The organism is Enterobacter sp. SGAir0187, from assembly GCF_002952735.2.
Classification (GTDB): Bacteria; Pseudomonadota; Gammaproteobacteria; order Enterobacterales; family Enterobacteriaceae; genus Enterobacter; species Enterobacter quasiroggenkampii.
This window is the reverse complement of the sequence record NZ_CP025034.2, coordinates 2636124-2654116: the sequence shown is the minus strand read 5'-3', so window position 1 is coordinate 2654116 and position 17993 is coordinate 2636124. Positions and strand designations below refer to the sequence as shown.

The 17993-nt window shown below is 54.4% G+C and carries 13 protein-coding genes; 9 read left to right on the top strand and 4 right to left on the bottom strand.

The genetic code is table 11. The annotated features are described in order from the left end of the window. Positions 1 to 42 precede the first annotated feature (42 nt). From CWR52_RS12740 to ompL, 3 genes are all read left to right on the top strand, one after another. Complete coding sequence (locus CWR52_RS12740) at positions 43 to 1425, top strand: MFS transporter (protein WP_039265617.1); 1383 nt, start codon at positions 43 to 45, stop codon at positions 1423 to 1425. A gap of 42 nt (positions 1426 to 1467) precedes the next feature. Beyond that, positions 1468 to 2892 carry an MFS transporter gene (locus tag CWR52_RS12735; RefSeq protein ID WP_104949833.1) on the top strand — a complete coding sequence of 475 codons (1425 nt, stop codon included), beginning with the start codon at positions 1468 to 1470 and terminating at the stop codon, positions 2890 to 2892. A 74-nt stretch (positions 2893 to 2966) separates the two neighbouring features. Then, positions 2967 to 3653, top strand: coding sequence for a porin OmpL (gene ompL / locus CWR52_RS12730; protein WP_104949832.1), 687 nt, complete (start codon positions 2967 to 2969; stop codon positions 3651 to 3653). A gap of 51 nt (positions 3654 to 3704) precedes the next feature. Here the strand turns inward: ompL and typA are convergent, their stop codons facing one another. Next, positions 3705 to 5528: a ribosome-dependent GTPase TypA gene (gene typA, locus CWR52_RS12725; RefSeq protein WP_023331638.1), complete on the bottom strand. Its 1824-nt coding sequence runs from the start codon at positions 5526 to 5528 to the stop codon at positions 3705 to 3707. Positions 5529 to 5906: 378 nt separating this feature from the next. Between typA and glnA the strand changes: the two genes are divergently transcribed. The 4 genes from glnA to CWR52_RS12700 all read left to right on the top strand — a co-directional run bounded on the left by glnA (position 5907) and on the right by CWR52_RS12700 (position 10181). Further along, the gene (glnA, locus tag CWR52_RS12720) at positions 5907 to 7316 is read left to right on the top strand and encodes a glutamate--ammonia ligase (protein WP_008501856.1); all 1410 of its coding nucleotides are present in this window, start codon (positions 5907 to 5909) and stop codon (positions 7314 to 7316) included. A 170-nt stretch (positions 7317 to 7486) separates the two neighbouring features. Beyond that, complete coding sequence (gene glnL, locus CWR52_RS12710; RefSeq protein WP_048028344.1) at positions 7487 to 8536, top strand: nitrogen regulation protein NR(II); 1050 nt, start codon at positions 7487 to 7489, stop codon at positions 8534 to 8536. 11 nt (positions 8537 to 8547) lie between these two features. After that, positions 8548 to 9960, top strand: coding sequence for a nitrogen regulation protein NR(I) (gene glnG, locus CWR52_RS12705; protein WP_023309765.1), 1413 nt, complete (start codon positions 8548 to 8550; stop codon positions 9958 to 9960). Positions 9961 to 10070: 110 nt separating this feature from the next. Next, a complete protein-coding gene (locus tag CWR52_RS12700) occupies positions 10071 to 10181 on the top strand; it encodes a YshB family small membrane protein (protein WP_032622955.1) in 111 nt (36 codons plus the stop codon). Positions 10182 to 10232: 51 nt separating this feature from the next. On the opposite strand, the gene hemN is transcribed toward CWR52_RS12700, so the two are convergent. Both hemN and yihI read right to left on the bottom strand, forming a co-directional pair. Further along, positions 10233 to 11606, bottom strand: coding sequence for an oxygen-independent coproporphyrinogen III oxidase (gene hemN, locus CWR52_RS12695; RefSeq protein WP_104949831.1), 1374 nt, complete (start codon positions 11604 to 11606; stop codon positions 10233 to 10235). Positions 11607 to 11794: 188 nt separating this feature from the next. Further along, positions 11795 to 12310 (bottom strand): Der GTPase-activating protein YihI, encoded by a 516-nt coding sequence (yihI, locus tag CWR52_RS12690; RefSeq protein ID WP_014885763.1) that lies wholly within the window; start codon positions 12308 to 12310, stop codon positions 11795 to 11797. Between the two features lie 577 nt (positions 12311 to 12887). On the opposite strand from yihI, the gene yihA reads away from it, so the two are divergent. Then, the gene (yihA, locus tag CWR52_RS12685) at positions 12888 to 13517 is read left to right on the top strand and encodes a ribosome biogenesis GTP-binding protein YihA/YsxC (protein ID WP_008501861.1); all 630 of its coding nucleotides are present in this window, start codon (positions 12888 to 12890) and stop codon (positions 13515 to 13517) included. Positions 13518 to 13829: 312 nt separating this feature from the next. Here yihA and polA read toward each other — a convergent pair whose 3' ends face one another. Beyond that, positions 13830 to 16622 carry a DNA polymerase I gene (gene polA / locus CWR52_RS12680; protein ID WP_104949830.1) on the bottom strand — a complete coding sequence of 931 codons (2793 nt, stop codon included), beginning with the start codon at positions 16620 to 16622 and terminating at the stop codon, positions 13830 to 13832. A 440-nt stretch (positions 16623 to 17062) separates the two neighbouring features. Between polA and CWR52_RS12675 the strand changes: the two genes are divergently transcribed. Then, entirely contained in the window at positions 17063 to 17971 is a 909-nt protein-coding gene (locus CWR52_RS12675) for an acyltransferase (protein WP_045909134.1), read from the top strand. The last annotated feature ends 22 nt before the right edge of the window (positions 17972 to 17993 follow it).

Genomic DNA, 17993 nt, shown 5'->3' with positions numbered 1-17993 from the left:
GGCTCGCCCGCAGGGAAACCTGCGGGCAGACGGAGAACAATAATGAGTCAACATACTTCCGATCCGGCAACCCTACGCCTGCCGTTTAAAGAAAAACTCGCCTACGGGATGGGCGATCTCGGCTCTAACATCCTGCTGGATATCGGCACACTCTATTTGCTGAAGTTTTACACCGACGTGCTGGGGCTGCCCGGCACCTACGGTGGGATTATCTTCCTGATTGCGAAGTTTTTTACCGCCTTCACCGATATGGGCACCGGGATCATGCTCGACTCCCGGCGCAGGATCGGTCCGAAAGGGAAATTCCGCCCGTTCGTACTGTACGCGGCGTTCCCGGTGACGCTGCTGGCAATTGCCAACTTCGTCGGCACGCCGTTTGAAATCACCGGTAAAACGGTGATGGCGACGGTGCTGTTTATGCTGTACGGCCTGTTCTTCAGCATGATGAACTGCTCCTACGGCGCGATGGTGCCCGCCATTACCAAAAACCCGGACGAGCGCGCCTCGCTGGCCGCATGGCGTCAGGGCGGCGCCACGCTGGGCCTGCTGCTCTGTACCGTCGGCTTTGTCCCGGTGATGAACCTGATTGAAGGCAATGACCAGCTTGGCTATATCTTTGCCGCCACCCTCTTCTCGCTGTTCGGACTGTTTTTTATGTGGTGGTGCTACAAGGGGGTGACCGAACGTTACGTCGAGGCGCAGCCCGCTAACCCGGCGCAAAAACCGGGGCTGCTGCAGTCGTTTCGCGCCATTGCCGGGAACCGTCCACTGTTTATCCTGTGCATCGCGAACCTGTGCACGCTGGGCGCGTTTAACGTCAAGCTCGCCATTCAGGTCTACTACACGCAGTACGTGCTGAACGACCCGATCCTGCTGTCGTACATGGGCTTCTTCAGCATGGGCTGCATTTTTATCGGCGTCTTTATGATGCCCGGCGCGGTGCGGCGCTTTGGCAAGAAAAAGGTCTACATCAGCGGGCTGACGATTTGGGTGGCGGGCGATCTGCTCAACTACTTCTTCGGCGGCGGCTCGGTGAGCTTTGTGGCGTTCTCCTGCCTGGCCTTTTTCGGCTCCGCGTTCGTGAACAGCCTGAACTGGGCGCTGGTGTCCGATACCGTGGAGTACGGTGAGTGGCGCACCGGCGTGCGCTCCGAAGGAACGGTGTACACCGGCTTTACCTTCTTCAGGAAGGTCTCCCAGGCGCTGGCGGGCTTCTTCCCGGGGATCATGCTCACCCAGATCGGCTATGTGCCCAACGTGGTGCAATCCAGTGGCACGGTTGAAGGGCTGCGGCAGCTGATATTTATCTATCCGAGCCTGCTGGCGGTCATCACCATCGTGGCGATGGGCTGCTTCTACAACCTCAACGAGAAGATGTATGTGCGCATCGTCGAAGAGATCGAGCTGCGCAAACGTACGGCATAATGACGTGATAGAGCGCCCTGCGGGGCGCTCTGAGGATCGACCATGACACATAACACTGATCCGTTAACCCTGAAGTTGAGCCTGCGAGAGAAGTGCGCCTACGGGATGGGCGATTTTGGCTCGAACCTGATGCTCTGTATCGGGACGTTGTATTTGCTGAAGTTTTACACCGATGAACTGGGCATGCCGGCGTTCTATGGCGGCATTATTTTCCTGGTGGCGAAGTTTTTTACCGCGTTGACCGACATGCTGACCGGCGTACTGCTCGATTCCCGGCGCAACATCGGACCGAGGGGGAAGTTCCGGCCATTCATTCTTTACGCCTCCGTGCCGGTGGCGCTGGTCGCGACGGCGCAGTTTATGGCCAACGACTTTAGCCTGACGGTGAAAACGGCGCTCGCCACCGTGCTCTTCATGATGTTTGGCCTCTGTTATAGCCTGATGAACTGCGCCTACGGCGCGATGGTCCCGGCCATCACCAAAAACCCGAACGAGCGCGCGCAGCTGGCGGCGTGGCGTCAGGGTGGCGCAACGGTAGGGCTCTTGCTCTGCACCGTCGGCTTTATGCCCATTCAGGCGCTGTTCATCCACCAGCCCTCCCTCGGCTATCTGGTGGCTGCGCTGGTGTTCGTCACCGGCGGCCTGTTCTGCATGTGGTGGTGCTATAGCGGCGTGAAAGAACGCTACGTGGAGCTCACGCCCGATCATCATAAGCCCGGCATGCTGAAATCGTTCTGCGCCATCTTTCGTAACCCGCCGCTGCTGGTACTGTGTATCGCCAACCTGTGTACCCTCGCTGCATTTAACATCAAGCTGGCGATTCAGGTCTATTACACCCAGTACGTGCTGAACGATCTGCACCTGCTGTCGTGGATGGGCTTCTTCAGCATGGGCTGCATTCTGATTGGCGTGTTTCTGGTGCCGGGCGCGGTGAAGCGCTTTGGCAAGAAGCCGGTCTATCTGGGTGGGCTGACGCTATGGGCAGTAGGCGACGTGCTGAACTTCTTCTGGGGGACCAGCTCCCTGCTGTTCGTGCTGTTTTCCTGCATGGCCTTCTTCGGCACGGCGTTTGTGAACAGCCTTAACTGGGCGCTGGTGCCGGATACCGTTGATTACGGCGAGTGGAAAACCGGCATCCGCGCCGAAGGGTCGGTGTATACCGGCTATACCTTCTCGCGCAAAATCTCCGCCGCGCTCGCCGGTTTCCTGCCCGGCATTATGCTGACCCAGATTGGCTACGTTCCCCATGCCGTGCAGAGCGTGGGCACGCTGCTTGGGTTGCGTCAGCTTATTTTCCTCTGGCCGTGCGGCCTGGCGATTGTTGCTGCCGTGACCATGGGGCTGTTTTATAAACTCAACGAAGCGCGCTTCGCCTTTATTATCGAGGAGATTGGAAAACGGAAGAAACAAACCGCGAATACCCCTGAGTTAACCACCAACAATAAAGCGTCAGCAGTCACTTTATAACAATAAATCCGGCCACTATGTCCTTCCTGCTTATCAGGAGGGAGGCCTTTCTGTACCTGATACATGGACAAATTATGAAAAGAATCATCACTGTACTGATCGTGTCGTCTGTGTCCTGCCCGGTATTTGCCGGGGCCTATGTCGAAACCCGCGAAGCCTACAATACGGCCTCAGAGCTGCACGAGGTGATCCTGCGTGCGGGCTATAACTTCGATATGGGCGCGGGACTGATGTTCACCAACGCCTATAACGTGGGCAAATGGGATGAGCTGAAACACAGCTATAACGAAGTCGAGGGGTGGTATCCGCTCTTTAAGCCGACCGACAAACTCACCTTCCAGCCCGGTGGATTGATTAACGACAGCAGCGCAGGGTCCGGCGGTGCGGTTTATTTAGATACCAACTACAAATTTACAGACGGGTTTAATCTGACGTTCCGCTATCGCTATAACCATAACAACTACGATACGCCGGACTATAACGGGCAGATGGATAAGAACGACACGCACGAATTTGCCAATTACTGGAATTTCAAAGTGACGGATGCGTTTTTCTACACCTTTGAGCCGCACTTTTTCCAGCGGGTGAATGATTACCACAGCAAAAATGGCAAAGACCATCACTGGGAAATTACCAACAAGTTCAGCTATAAGATCGACAGAAACTGGCTGCCGTACCTCGAACTCCAGTGGCTGGACAGATGGAATGATTACAACCGCGAGCAGTACAGGATCCGCCTGGGGTTACGTTATTCGTTCTAATAAAAAAGCCGCTGATTTCTCAGCGGCTTTTTTTACTACGGATTGACCGTATTAGTCTTCTTTCGCACCGCGCATAGCACGTTTACGATCGTTCTCGGTCAGGTGACGTTTACGGATACGAATTGACTGTGGAGTCACTTCGACCAGTTCGTCATCATCGATGAATTCCAGAGCCTGCTCCAGAGTCATCTTGATCGGTGGAACCAGAACCGTTGCTTCGTCAGTACCGGACGCACGCATGTTGGTCAGTTTCTTACCGGTCAGGCAGTTTACTGTCAGGTCGTTAGAACGACTGTGAATACCGATGATCTGGCCTTCATAAACCTCAGCACCGTGACCCAGGAACAGCTTACCGCGATCCTGCAGACCGAACAGCGCAAACGCAACCGCTTTACCCTGACCGTTGGAGATCAGCACGCCGTTGTTACGCTGGCCCACTTCGCCCGGACGAACGTCGTCGTAGTGGCTGAAGGTGGAGTACAGCAGACCGGTACCGGAGGTCATGGTCATGAACTCTGAACGGAAGCCGATCAGGCCACGGCTTGGGATCACGTAGTCGAGACGTACGCGGCCTTTGCCATCTGGATTCATGTTTTTCAGGTCGCCTTTACGCTCACCCAGAGCCTGCATCACAGAACCCTGGTGCTGCTCTTCAACGTCCAGCGTCACGTTTTCGAACGGCTCTTGTTTACGGCCGTCGATTTCGCGGAAGATTACTTTCGGACGGGAAACCGCCATTTCGAAACCTTCACGACGCATGTTTTCGATCAGAACAGACAGGTGCAGTTCACCACGACCAGAAACGCGGAATGCATCAGCGTCTTCGGTTTCTTCAACACGTAGCGCAACGTTGTGCACGAGCTCTTTGTTCAGACGGTCAAGGATCTGACGAGAGGTAACGAACTTACCTTCTTTACCACAGAACGGAGAGGTGTTGACGTTGAAGAACATGGATACGGTTGGTTCATCAACGGACAGGGCTGGCAGCGCTTCGACGTTCTGCGGATCGCAGATGGTGTCGGAGATGTTCAGTTCACCCAGACCGGTGATCGCGATGATGTCGCCCGCTTCAGCGATGTCGCTCTCGATACGCTCAAGACCCAGGTGAGTCAGTACTTTACCAACTTTACCGTTACGGGTTTTGCCTTCGCTATCGATGATAGTGACCTGCTGGTTCGGCTTCACTTTACCGCGCTTAATACGACCAATGCCGATAACGCCAACGTAGTTGTTGTAGTCGAGCTGAGAGATCTGCATCTGCAGGGTACCGTCGAGATCGACGTTTGGCGCAGGAACACGGTCAACAATCGCCTGATACAGCGGGGTCATGTCTTCAGCCATGTCTTCGTGGTCCAGACCTGCGATACCGTTCAGCGCAGAGGCGTAAACGATAGGGAAGTCCAGCTGCTCGTCTGTCGCGTCGAGGTTAACGAACAGGTCGAATACCTGGTCAACAACCCAGTCAGGACGCGCGCCAGGGCGGTCAACTTTGTTGATAACAACGATTGGCTTCAGACCATGGGCAAATGCTTTTTTGGTCACGAAGCGCGTCTGTGGCATTGGGCCATCCATTGCGTCAACGACCAGCAGAACGGAGTCTACCATGGACATTACACGTTCAACTTCACCACCGAAGTCGGCGTGCCCTGGGGTATCAACGATGTTGATACGGTAGTCATTCCATTTAATCGCGGTGTTTTTCGCGAGGATGGTAATCCCACGCTCTTTCTCCAAATCGTTGGAGTCCATCACGCGTTCTTGGGTTTCGGCACGCGCATCAAACGTACCGGATTGCTGCAGCAGCTTATCAACCAGGGTAGTTTTACCATGGTCAACGTGCGCGATGATGGCGATGTTACGCAAATTTTCGATCACAACTTTGCCTCAGGCATTTAGAAATAGCGCGTTATTGTACACGGATTAATCGCACTACAAAACAGGATCACAAACATCCCCCGCAAACAAGTATTGCAGAGATGCTTTGTGATCGCTTTCACGGAGCGGTAAAAGGGCACTTTAACGTAAATTGCACCAATATGGTGCTCAATGTTCACATTGAAGCACTATACTGGTGCAACAAATCCATCGTGGTGCAGCCCTTTTGCACTATGGTGCGCATGATAACGCCTTTTTGGGGTGTTTTAAAAGTTGGCACAGATTTCGCTTTATAAAAAATACATGGCACCAGCCAGTACAAACAGAAATTGAAGACCTCGTTACCACGACGACAATGACCAATCTGGAGAGTTAAGTATGTCCGCTGAACACGTTTTGACGATGCTGAACGAACATGAAGTGAAGTTTGTTGATCTGCGCTTCACCGATACCAAAGGTAAAGAACAGCACGTCACAATCCCTGCTCATCAGGTGAACGCCGAATTCTTTGAAGAAGGCAAAATGTTTGACGGCTCCTCCATTGGTGGCTGGAAAGGCATTAACGAATCCGACATGGTTCTGATGCCAGATGCGACCACTGCGGTCATTGATCCGTTCTTCGAAGAACCTACCCTGATCATCCGTTGCGACATCCTCGAGCCAGGCACCCTGCAGGGCTACGACCGCGACCCACGTTCCATCGCGAAACGCGCTGAAGAGTACCTGCGTTCTACCGGCATCGCAGACACCGTTCTGTTCGGGCCAGAGCCAGAGTTCTTCCTGTTCGATGACATCCGTTTCGGCGCCTCTATTTCTGGCTCCCACGTGGCTATCGACGACATCGAAGGCGCATGGAACTCCTCCACCAAATACGAAGGTGGTAACAAAGGTCACCGTCCAGGCGTGAAAGGCGGTTACTTCCCGGTTCCTCCGGTCGACTCTGCACAGGACATTCGTTCCACCATGTGTCTGGTGATGGAAGAGATGGGCCTGGTTGTTGAAGCGCACCACCACGAAGTGGCGACGGCGGGTCAGAACGAAGTGGCTACCCGCTTCAACACCATGACCAAAAAAGCGGACGAAATTCAGATCTACAAATACGTTGTGCACAACGTTGCGCACCGTTTCGGTAAAACCGCGACCTTCATGCCAAAACCAATGTTTGGCGATAACGGTTCCGGTATGCACTGCCACATGTCTCTGTCCAAGAACGGTACCAACCTGTTCTCTGGTGACAAATATGCCGGTCTGTCCGAGCAGGCGCTGTATTACATTGGCGGCGTAATCAAACACGCTAAAGCGATCAACGCCCTGGCGAACCCAACCACCAACTCCTACAAGCGTCTGGTCCCGGGCTACGAAGCGCCAGTGATGCTGGCCTACTCTGCGCGTAACCGTTCTGCTTCTATCCGTATCCCGGTGGTGGCATCTCCTAAAGCGCGTCGTATCGAAGTGCGCTTCCCGGATCCAGCGGCTAACCCATACCTGTGCTTCGCAGCACTGCTGATGGCCGGTCTGGACGGTATCAAGAACAAGATCCACCCGGGCGAAGCGATGGACAAAAACCTGTACGACCTGCCGCCAGAAGAAGCGAAAGAGATCCCACAGGTTGCTGGCTCTCTGGAAGAAGCCCTGCAGGCGCTGGACGCAGACCGCGAGTTCCTGACTGCAGGTGGCGTATTCACTGACGACGCTATCGATGCTTACATCGCGCTGCGCACTGAAGAGAACGACCGCGTGCGTATGACTCCGCATCCGGTTGAGTTCGAACTGTACTACAGCGTTTAATTAAGTTGTTTTACCCGGCGTGACAAGCGCCGGGAGTAGTTGCCGTGGAAACTTTTAGCCCATCTCCGGATGGGCTTTTTTCTCCACCAACAATCTGATCTCACGCGCTTTTGACGCCGAAAACGCTATACTGCACTAAATTAGTGCAAACGACTCCAGGAGACTGCTGAATGGCAACTGGCACGCTGCCCGATGCTGGGCAGATCCTCAATTCTTTGATTAACAGCATTTTGCTGGTCGATGACGAGCTGGCCGTTCATTACGCCAACCCGGCGGCACAGCAGCTGCTCGCCCAAAGCGCACGTAAACTGTTTGGCACCCCACTTCCGGAACTCCTGAGCTATTTTTCGCTGAATATTGGCCTGATGCAGGAAAGTTTACAGGCGGGCCAGGGTTTCACCGATAACGAAGTGACGCTGGTGATCGACGGGCGCTCGCACATTCTGTCGCTGACCGCGCAACGTCTTCCCGAAGGCCTGATCCTGCTGGAAATGGCGCCGATGGATAATCAGCGCCGACTGAGCCAGGAACAGCTTCAGCATGCACAGCAAATTGCCGCCCGAGACCTGGTGCGCGGTCTGGCACATGAAATCAAAAACCCGCTGGGCGGATTACGCGGTGCGGCGCAGCTTCTGACCAAGGCGCTGCCCGACCCTGCGCTGGCGGAGTACACCAACGTCATCATCGAGCAGGCGGACCGCCTGCGGAATCTGGTTGACCGCCTTCTCGGGCCACAGCAGCCGGGAATGCACGTCACAGAAAGCATCCATAAAGTGGCTGAACGGGTGGTGAAGCTCGTCTCGATGGAGCTGCCGGAGAACGTCACGCTGGTACGTGATTACGACCCAAGCCTGCCGGAACTGGCCCATGACCCGGATCAGATTGAGCAGGTCCTGTTGAACATTGTGCGCAATGCCCTGCAGGCGCTGGGGTCCGACGGGGGCGAGATTATTTTACGCACCCGTACCGCCTTCCAGCTCACGTTACACGGCGTGCGCTACCGGCTTGCGGCCCGAATCGACGTCGAGGATAACGGGCCCGGCATTCCATCGCATCTGCAGGACACCCTGTTCTACCCGATGGTCAGCGGTCGCGAAGGCGGAACCGGCCTGGGCTTATCCATTGCCCGCAGTTTGATCGATCAACACTCTGGAAAAATTGAATTTACCAGTTGGCCGGGACATACCGAGTTTTCGGTTTTCCTGCCGATTAAAAAATAAAGGTGACGTTTATGCAACGAGGGATAGTCTGGGTAGTCGATGACGATAGCTCCATCCGTTGGGTGCTTGAACGCGCGCTCACGGGGGCGGGATTAAGCTGCACGACGTTTGAGAGCGGCAGCGAAGTGCTCGACGCACTCACCACCAAAACGCCCGATGTTCTGCTGTCGGATATTCGCATGCCGGGCATGGACGGGCTGGCGCTGTTAAAGCAGATCAAACAACGCCACCCTATGCTTCCGGTCATCATAATGACGGCACACTCCGATCTGGATGCCGCGGTGAGCGCTTACCAGCAAGGGGCATTCGATTATCTGCCCAAACCGTTTGATATCGACGAGGCGGTGGCGCTGGTCGAGCGCGCGATTAGCCATTATCAGGAGCAGCAGCAGCCGCGCCACGCGCCCGATTTTGGGCCAACCACCGACATCATCGGCGAAGCGCCGGCGATGCAGGACGTCTTTCGCATTATTGGCCGTCTGTCCCGCTCGTCCATCAGCGTCTTGATTAACGGCGAATCGGGAACCGGTAAAGAGCTTGTGGCGCATGCCCTTCATCGCCACAGCCCGCGGGCAAAAGCACCGTTCATTGCCCTGAATATGGCGGCGATCCCGAAGGATTTGATTGAATCCGAACTGTTCGGGCACGAAAAAGGGGCGTTTACCGGCGCAAATACCATTCGCCAGGGGCGCTTCGAACAGGCAGACGGCGGCACGCTGTTCCTGGATGAGATCGGCGATATGCCGCTGGATGTCCAGACCCGTCTGCTGCGCGTGCTGGCGGACGGACAGTTTTACCGCGTGGGCGGCTATGCGCCGGTGAAGGTGGACGTGCGCATTATCGCCGCGACCCACCAGAACCTGGAGCAGCGCGTGCAGGAAGGCAAATTCCGTGAGGATTTATTCCATCGACTGAACGTCATTCGCGTTCATCTGCCGCCGCTGCGTGAACGTCGGGAAGATATTCCCCGCCTGGCGCGCCATTTCCTGCAGGTTGCCGCCCGCGAGCTGGGTGTGGAGGCCAAGCAGCTTCACCCGGAAACCGATGCCGCCCTGACACGTCTGGCGTGGCCGGGCAACGTGCGTCAGCTGGAAAATACCTGCCGCTGGTTAACCGTGATGGCTGCCGGTCAGGAAGTGCTGATTCAGGATTTACCGGCCGAGCTGTTTGAAGCGACCGCGCCTGAAAGCAGCACCGGGCATGCTTTGCCGGACAGCTGGGCAACGCTGCTGGCGCAGTGGGCCGACCGCGCGCTGCGTTCCGGTCATCAAAACCTGCTGTCTGAAGCGCAACCTGAGATGGAGCGTACGCTGTTAACTACCGCGCTTCGTCATACGCAGGGCCACAAGCAGGAAGCCGCTCGCCTGTTGGGATGGGGACGCAATACCCTGACGCGCAAGCTGAAAGAGCTGGGAATGGAGTAATATCCGCGCTTGTGTAAAGGTTATTAATTGAGCGCAAATTGCCGTTATTTTGCGCTTTACTGTTCCGATGAGTTTTGTATGATCGTGCCCGGAAATTGGGGGTGAACATCATGCTGGAAACATTCGTGAATATGCTCTCTAGCGGAGCCGCTGAAAGCCACACGCCACAAACCGCCGTTGCGGCGGTGCTGTGTGCGGCGCTGGTTGGGCTGTTTAGCTAGCGAGTTGGCGATGAAAAGCCGGGTGGCGCTTCGCTTACCCGGCATTGCAGTTTAAATTACCCGCGAGAACTGCTGCATACGCGCTTTCTGACGCAGATACGCGTCGAAGCACATGCAGATATTCCGGATCAACAGACGCCCTTTTGGCGTGACCTCAATCGCGCTCTCCGACACATCCACCAGCCCGTCTTTCGCCAGCGGCGCCAGCAGCCTCAGGTCTTCCGCAAAATAATCGCTGAAGTTCAGCGCCCACTGCGCTTCCACGTCGCTGAAATCGAGACGGAAGTTGCAGATAAGCGCCTTAATCACATCGCGACGGATACAGTCGTCACGGGTTAATGCGATGCCGCGCCACAGCGCGTTGCCCGTCTCATCAACCTGCTGGTAATACAGCTTTAGCTCTTTCTGGTTCTGCGCGTAGCAGTCGCCAATCATGCTGATGGCGGAGACGCCCATGCCGAGCAGATCGGTATCGCCCTGGGTCGTGTAGCCCTGGAAGTTGCGGTGCAGGACCCCTTCGCGCTGAGCGACCGCCAGTTCGTCGTCCGGACGGGCAAAGTGATCCATCCCGATAAACTGATAGCCGGTGTCGGTCAGCGAGGTGATAGTTTCCTGCAGGATATCCAGCTTCTGCTGGGCAGAAGGCAGATCGGCATCTTTGATTTTGCGCTGGGCAGCAAAGAGCGTCGGCAGATGCGCGTAGTTAAAGACGCTCAGACGGTCCGGGTTGAGCTCGGCCACGCGCTTCAGCGTGAAGGCGAAGCTTTCCGGTGTTTGCTTTGGCAGGCCGTAAATCAGGTCAATATTGGTCGAGGTGAAGCCAATTTCACGCGCATGGTTGAGTAAAGCAAAGATAAAGTCTTCGTCCTGCTCGCGGTTCACCAGGCGCTGAACCTCTTTATTGAAATCCTGCACGCCCATGCTCAGGCGGTTGAAGCCTTCGGCGCGTAAGTGATCGAGGACATCCAGCTCAATTTCACGCGGATCGACTTCGATCGAGATTTCTGCGTCGTCGTTAAAACTGAAATTATCGCGCAGAAGCGCCATCAGGCGGCTGATTTGCGCTTTATTCAGATAGGTTGGCGTACCGCCGCCCCAGTGCAACTGGCTGACGTGACGGCCTTTAAACAGCGGCGCGCGATGCACAATTTCCTGTTCGAGCGCGTCAAGGTACTGGTCGGCTTTATGCTGCTGGCGGGTCACGATTTTATTGCAGCCGCAGAAGTAGCAAAGCTTGTGGCAGAACGGAATATGGACGTAGAGCGACAGCGGACGCTCAGGATAGCGCGCAACAGCCTGCTGAAAATCCCCTTCGCCGAAGGCATCGGAGAACTCCAGCGCGGTGGGGTATGACGTATAACGCGGCCCGGAATAGTTATATTTCTGGATTAGGGCCAAATCCCAGTCGATAGTTGGTGCTGACATGCTCACTCCTTCCGTTGGTGTCGCGTTCGTATACGGCGGCCCGTTCTGACCCCATTGCGGGCCATCATTCGGGTGCGCAGCCACTTCTGTCGCCGCGACAACCGCCGTAGTTTAACGAATAACCACACCAGATAACATATAACCGGAAGGGTTATAAGCAGGACTATCGTGCCTGCCGGGTGCAAATGTTAGTTTCCACCCTTCAGAAGACGCATCATATCTTCCTGCTTTTCGTCTTCTTCTTCGTCGTCTTCATCATCGTAAGACAGACCCAGCTTCTGCATCAGCTCGTCGATGCGATCCAGTTTGGCATCCACCCATGACTGCTCTTCAGCGGTCAGGGTTTCACCCTCTTCAAGACGTTCCAGCAGCGCGTCCAGGCGCTCATCGTTCTCCAGCAAATCCAGCTCAGCCTGCGGTGAAAGCATAGGTTTCTCGCTCTTTGGTTTGTGCTGCTTAGTGACCGGGGTGTCTGTCACGCCCAGTGGAATGGGTGTTTTACTGCCGATACGAGGATCTTTCTGCTGTTTGCCTTTTGCAGAAGCGCCCGCTGCACCACCACCGTTGGCACGGCTACCCGCAGCATGACCGCGATGCTTTTTGTCGCGTTTGCGGTCGCGCGCTTCCTGGTTCAGTTCTTCGCGCGTTTTGCGGCGTGCTTTTGCAGGGCGTTTCGCGCCCGCAGCGGAGGTTGGTTTTTTCATGATGTTTTATCTTTAAGTCGTTTTCTTCAGTATAGAATTGCGGCGAAATCTAGCAGAAAGCAAGCAAAGAAAAAAGGCGACAGAGCAATCTGTCGCCTTTTTTCCTGACTCACAACCCTTAGCGGGTCAGACATTCCATGTTTGCCAACAACAAACCCTGTTTATCCCTTGGCTAATACCGTCCGTGATACGGTTCCATTTCCTGTTAAAACGCCTCCAGGCGCTGGTCGTCCTGACAATCCTGCGTCTTCGCCTCCTGGCGCTCCTGACCCTAATCCTTAAGTCGATTTCCTGTTGGCTTCCTCGCCCTGACGCACACTTTACCTTGTTCCGTTAAACTAACAAGCAACGAAACGGTATAAAAAGAGATTTTCAGACAATTACCCGAAAATAAGCTTATGATTTAAAACAGTTTGCATTTTTTAACGCCTGCGAATTCTCTGAAATCTCCCATAGCATCACTGGCCGATCTCTCACACCGGTGGGGGCATTCGCCTACAGGGCATAGCAATCAGAAAAGCCTTTTGCCTGCATTCGGGTATAATCCCCCTCAGATTACGATTTTGGAGACGACCACGTGACTACCTGGAACTACCAACAGACGCATTTTGTCACCAGTGCGCCCGATATTCGCCACCTCCCCTCTGATACCGGTATTGAAGTGGCCTTTGCTGGCCGCTCTAATGCGGGGAAATCCAGCGCCCTGAATACGCTGACCAATCAGAAGAACCTGGCGCGTACCTCAAAAACACCTGGCCGTACCCAGCTGATCAACCTGTTTGAGGTCGCAGAGGGCAAACGCCTGGTCGACTTACCGGGGTACGGTTACGCGCAGGTGCCTGAAGAGATGAAGATCAAGTGGCAGCGTGCGCTGGGCGAATACCTGGAAAAACGCATGTGCCTGAAAGGTCTGGTGGTGCTGATGGATATTCGTCACCCGCTAAAAGATCTCGATCAGCAGATGATCGACTGGGCCGTAGCAAGCGATATCGCCGTGCTGGTGCTGCTGACGAAAGCCGATAAGCTGGCAAGCGGCGCGCGTAAAGCGCAGGTGAATATGGTTCGCGAAGCGGTGCTGGCGTTCAACGGCGATGTGCAGGTTGAACCGTTCTCCTCGCTGAAAAAGCAGGGCGTGGACAAGCTGCGTCAGAAGCTCGATACCTGGTTTAGCGAGCTGGAACCCGCGACGGAAGCGGAAGAAGAGTAATACCGGGCGCGGCGATGGCCGCGCTTTTTTTTGCCCGAAGGTTTCTTTGCCGCAATAAAAAACGCCCCAGTCATTACTGACTGGGGCGGCTAAAATATTCAGCCAAATCCGATTACGTGAAGTAAAAGGTCTGAAAGATAGAACATCTTACCTCTGTACCCTACGCCGATAACTCTACCCCTTTTTGTGCTGCAGAAAAAGCACTTTTTGTAGTTTTTTTTCATTCTTTACATAGGGAATTCTAATGATCGTCACAAAACGCGCGTTCTTATGTTGCAAACTTACATAAACAGCGCGTTATTCACAGAACCTTTAGTGAGCCTGATCCCAGTTTTCACCACTTCCCACTTCCACCAGCAACGGCACGTCCAGCGTCATGCTGCTTTCCATCAGTTCGTGGATCTTCTTCGACACGGCGTCGAGGTCGTCCTTGTGCACTTCAAATACCAGTTCATCGTGTACCTGCATGATCATTTTCACGCGGGGCTTCTCTTTTTCCAGCCAGGCATCAACGGCGATCATTGCACGCTTAATAATGTCCGCCGCAGTACCCTGCATCGGGGCGTTGATCGCGGCACGCTCTGCACCCGCGCGGCGCGCCGCGTTGCTGGATTTGATGTCCGGGAGATAGAGACGGCGGCCGTCCAGGGTTTCAACGTATCCTTTCTCTTTCGCCTGCGCGCGGGTACGTTCCATATATTCCAGCACGCCCGGATAACGCTCAAAGTAGAGATCCATATACTTCTGCGACTCTTTACGCGGAATGTTGAGCTGGCGCGAAAGCCCGAATGCACTCATGCCGTAAATCAGCCCGAAGTTGATCGCCTTAGCGCTGCGGCGCTGTTCGTTGGTTACGCTGTCCAGCGGCAAACCGAAGACTTCTGCCGCGGTTGCCCGGTGGATATCCTTCCCTTCGGCAAATGCACTCAGCAGGCCTTTGTCACGGGACAGGTGCGCCATAATGCGCAGTTCGATTTGCGAGTAGTCCGCCGAGACAATCAGATAATCCTCTGGCGCGATGAAAGCCTGGCGAATACGGCGGCCCTCTTCGTTACGTACCGGGATGTTCTGCAGGTTGGGATCGGTAGACGAGAGTCGACCGGTCGCCGCGACAGCCTGATGGTATGAGGTGTGCACGCGGCCCGTTTTCGGGTTGATCATCAGCGGGAGCTTATCGGTGTAGGTAGACTTCAGCTTCGCGAGACCACGGTACTCCAGAATTACTTTTGGCAGCGGATAATCCAGCGCCAGCTCTTCCAGCACCTCTTCAGAAGTTGACGGCGCGCCGCCAGGGGTTTTCTTCAGCGGCTTGATGCCCTGCTTTTCAAACAGAATGGTTTGCAGCTGCTTCGGTGAAGAGAGGTTAAACGGCTCGCCTGCAAGATCATGCGCTTTTTGCTCCAGCTCGGTCAGACGCTGCGCCAGTTCCCCGGAGTGGTTATGCAGCACCGTTGGATCGATTTTTACGCCGTTGCGTTCAATGCGGGACAGCACGGGTACCAGCGGCATCTCAATATGCTGGAACACGTTCAGCGGACCTTCGTGCTTCTGCAGCTTTGGCCACATCTTCAGGTGCAGCTGCAGCGTGACGTCAGCGTCTTCCGCCGCGTAGCGTCCTGCCTCTTCGAGCGCAATCTGGTTAAAGGTGAGCTGATTTTTCCCTTTGCCGGCAATCTCTTCGAAGGTGATCGTTTTGTGTTTGAGCCAGCGGTCAGATAAGGAATCCATATCATGGCGGCCCGCGACGCTGTCCAGAATGTAGGATTCGAGCATGGTGTCGAAGGCGATCCCGCGCAGTTCAATGCCGTAGTTTTGTAGAATACCACGGTCGTACTTGAGGTTTTGCCCAACCTTAAGCGCCTTTTCGTCTTCCAGGATCGGCTTCAGCAGCTCAAGCACGCGTTCACGGGAGATCTGCTCCGGCGCGTCCAGGTAATCGTGCGCCACGGGCACATAGGCCGCATGACCAGGCTCTGTCGCAAATGACAGGCCTACCATATTGGCAGAAATGTTATCGAGACTGTCCGTTTCGGTGTCAAAGGCGAAGACCGGCGCTTTTTTCAGCTTTTCGATCCAGGCAATGAGCTGCGACTCTTCAAGAAGGGTTTCGTAGTTGTCGAAGGAAAGCGCCACGGCTTCTTCTTCCGCCTGCTCTTCTGCATCAACGACAATCGTCTCCTTCGGTTTTGCCGCAGGTTTCGCCCCTTTTGCCTGCAGCCACTTGCCGGCTTCCACGTCAGTGATCCAGCGCTTAAATTCGTATTTCTTAAACAGACTCAGAAGCTCGTCCGCAGAAGGCTGCTGCACTTCCAGCTGCTCACAGCCCAGCTCCAGTTCAACATCGGTTTTGATGGTTGCCAGCTTATAAGAGAGATAAGCCACCTCTTTGTTCTCTTCCAGTTTTCCGGCCATGGTTTTTGCACCACGGAAGGAGAGCCCGGCGATTTTGTCTGATTCGGCGTAGAGCGTATCCAGCCCGCCCAGTCCCTGAAGCAGCGCCTGCGCAGTTTTCTCACCGACGCCAGGAACACCAGGAATGTTATCCGAGGAGTCGCCCATCAACGCGAGGAAATCGATAATCAGCTCTGGCGGTACGCCATACTTAGTGACGACCTCTTCAGGCCCCAGAATGGTGTTGGTCATGGTGTTAATCAGGGTAATACCTGGCGTCACCAGCTGTGCCATATCTTTATCACCGGTGCTGATCAGCACCGGACGGCCCATCTTTTCAGCTTCACGCGCCAGCGTACCGATGACGTCATCGGCTTCAACGCCAGAAACGGCCAGCAGCGGTAGCCCCATGGCTTTTACCATGGCATGCAGCGGCTCTATCTGCGCACGCAGATCGTCAGGCATTGGCGGACGATGGGATTTGTAATGTTCAAACAACTCGTCGCGGAACGTTTTGCCTTTCGCATCAAACACAACGGCCGCATGGGTTGGCTGATACTGCAGGATCAGGCTGCGCAGCATATTCAGCACGCCGTACATTGCGCCGGTAGGTTCCCCTGCGCTATTGGTCAGAGGAGGAAACGCATGGTACGCCCGATACAGGTAAGAAGAGCCATCGACGAGAATAAGAGGGTTTTCTGGGATCTGAACCATAATGTCCGTGCCTTTAATCAATTTATGAGTAAAGGATGCCACAGAAGGATGAAAACATCAGTTATTAGCGCCAGATACAGGAAAAGATTTTGCGATCGTGAGGATCGCTCGCAAAAATAAATCTGTGGATAAGTTTGTGAATATTTTCACTTCATATGAATAACAGACGCGAAAAACACATATGAGGTAATATTTAGATCTTAATTATCATGCTGTTATGTTGTTAGATCTTATCTATATGGTCAACTGATGGCAATTTAGTCTATGTGGATATAAGCCTTGATTCGCGCAGAACCCCAGAGAAATCTGCTGCGCCAGGGTAAAAGCCGCCAAATCATCATGTGAAAGCGCCATTCATTTGTCTGTTTTCTGGTAAAATCAGCGCCCAGCGTCGACTAGCCGGTCGCTCACTTACAGCTAACTATTTGAAAAAGCTCATCATGTCGAGATTGCTCGCTGCAATAACATTACTGCTAAGCATCATTTTAACTATCCTGGTGACGATCGCCTGTTCCGTGCCGATCATTCTCGCCGGGATCATTAAACTGCTGCTGCCCATACCCGTGGTGTGGCGAGCCGTGTCCGCATTTTGTAACTTCATGATGTATTGCTGGTGCGAAGGGCTGGCGATCCTGTTGTGCCTTAACCCGCATCTGAAGTGGGATGTCAAAGGGCTGGAGAGTCTCAACAAAAAGAACTGGTACCTGCTGATCTGCAATCACCACAGCTGGGCGGACATCGTGGTGTTATGCGTGCTTTTTCGCAAACACATCCCGATGAACAAATACTTCCTGAAACAGCAGCTCGCCTGGGTGCCTTTTATCGGGCTGGCCTGCTGGGCGCTCGATATGCCGTTTATGAAACGCTATTCGCGCAGCTATTTGATTCGTCATCCGGAACGTCGCGGTAAGGATGTGGAGACCACGCGCCGTTCCTGTGAAAAGTTTCGCGCACATCCTACGACCATCGTGAACTTTGTGGAAGGTTCCCGGTTTACGGAAGAGAAGCGCCAGCAAACTCGCTCTCCTTATCAGCACCTGTTGCCGCCAAAAGCGGCAGGGATTGCGATGGCGCTTAACGTACTGGGAGCACAGTTCGATAAACTTCTTAATGTCACGCTCTGCTATCCGGAAAACGACAGGACACCGTTCTTCGATATGCTCAGCGGCAAACTGACGCGCATTGTCGTGCACGTTGATCTGGTTCCGATTGACGCTGAACTGCACGGTGATTACGTAAACGATAAGAACTTCAAACGTCGTTTCCAGCAGTGGCTTAATACGCTCTGGAAAGAGAAAGACGAACAGATAGACAAGATAAAATCTTCATACAAAAACGCCGGTCAGTGACCGGCGTTTTTACATCAACGAA

Excerpts from the sequence above, each read along its gene's own strand:
- CWR52_RS12740 (WP_039265617.1), top strand. The coding sequence starts at position 43 with ATGAGTCAACATACTTCCGATCCGGCAACCCTACGCCTGCCGTTTAAA.
- CWR52_RS12735 (WP_104949833.1), top strand. The coding sequence starts at position 1,468 with ATGACACATAACACTGATCCGTTAACCCTGAAGTTGAGCCTGCGAGAG.
- ompL (WP_104949832.1), top strand. The coding sequence starts at position 2,967 with ATGAAAAGAATCATCACTGTACTGATCGTGTCGTCTGTGTCCTGCCCG.
- glnA (WP_008501856.1), top strand. The coding sequence starts at position 5,907 with ATGTCCGCTGAACACGTTTTGACGATGCTGAACGAACATGAAGTGAAG.
- glnL (WP_048028344.1), top strand. The coding sequence starts at position 7,487 with ATGGCAACTGGCACGCTGCCCGATGCTGGGCAGATCCTCAATTCTTTG.
- glnG (WP_023309765.1), top strand. The coding sequence starts at position 8,548 with ATGCAACGAGGGATAGTCTGGGTAGTCGATGACGATAGCTCCATCCGT.
- CWR52_RS12700 (WP_032622955.1), top strand. The coding sequence starts at position 10,071 with ATGCTGGAAACATTCGTGAATATGCTCTCTAGCGGAGCCGCTGAAAGC.
- hemN (WP_104949831.1), bottom strand. The coding sequence starts at position 11,606 with ATGTCAGCACCAACTATCGACTGGGATTTGGCCCTAATCCAGAAATAT.
- yihI (WP_014885763.1), bottom strand. The coding sequence starts at position 12,310 with ATGAAAAAACCAACCTCCGCTGCGGGCGCGAAACGCCCTGCAAAAGCA.
- polA (WP_104949830.1), bottom strand. The coding sequence starts at position 16,622 with ATGGTTCAGATCCCAGAAAACCCTCTTATTCTCGTCGATGGCTCTTCT.
- CWR52_RS12675 (WP_045909134.1), top strand. The coding sequence starts at position 17,063 with ATGTCGAGATTGCTCGCTGCAATAACATTACTGCTAAGCATCATTTTA.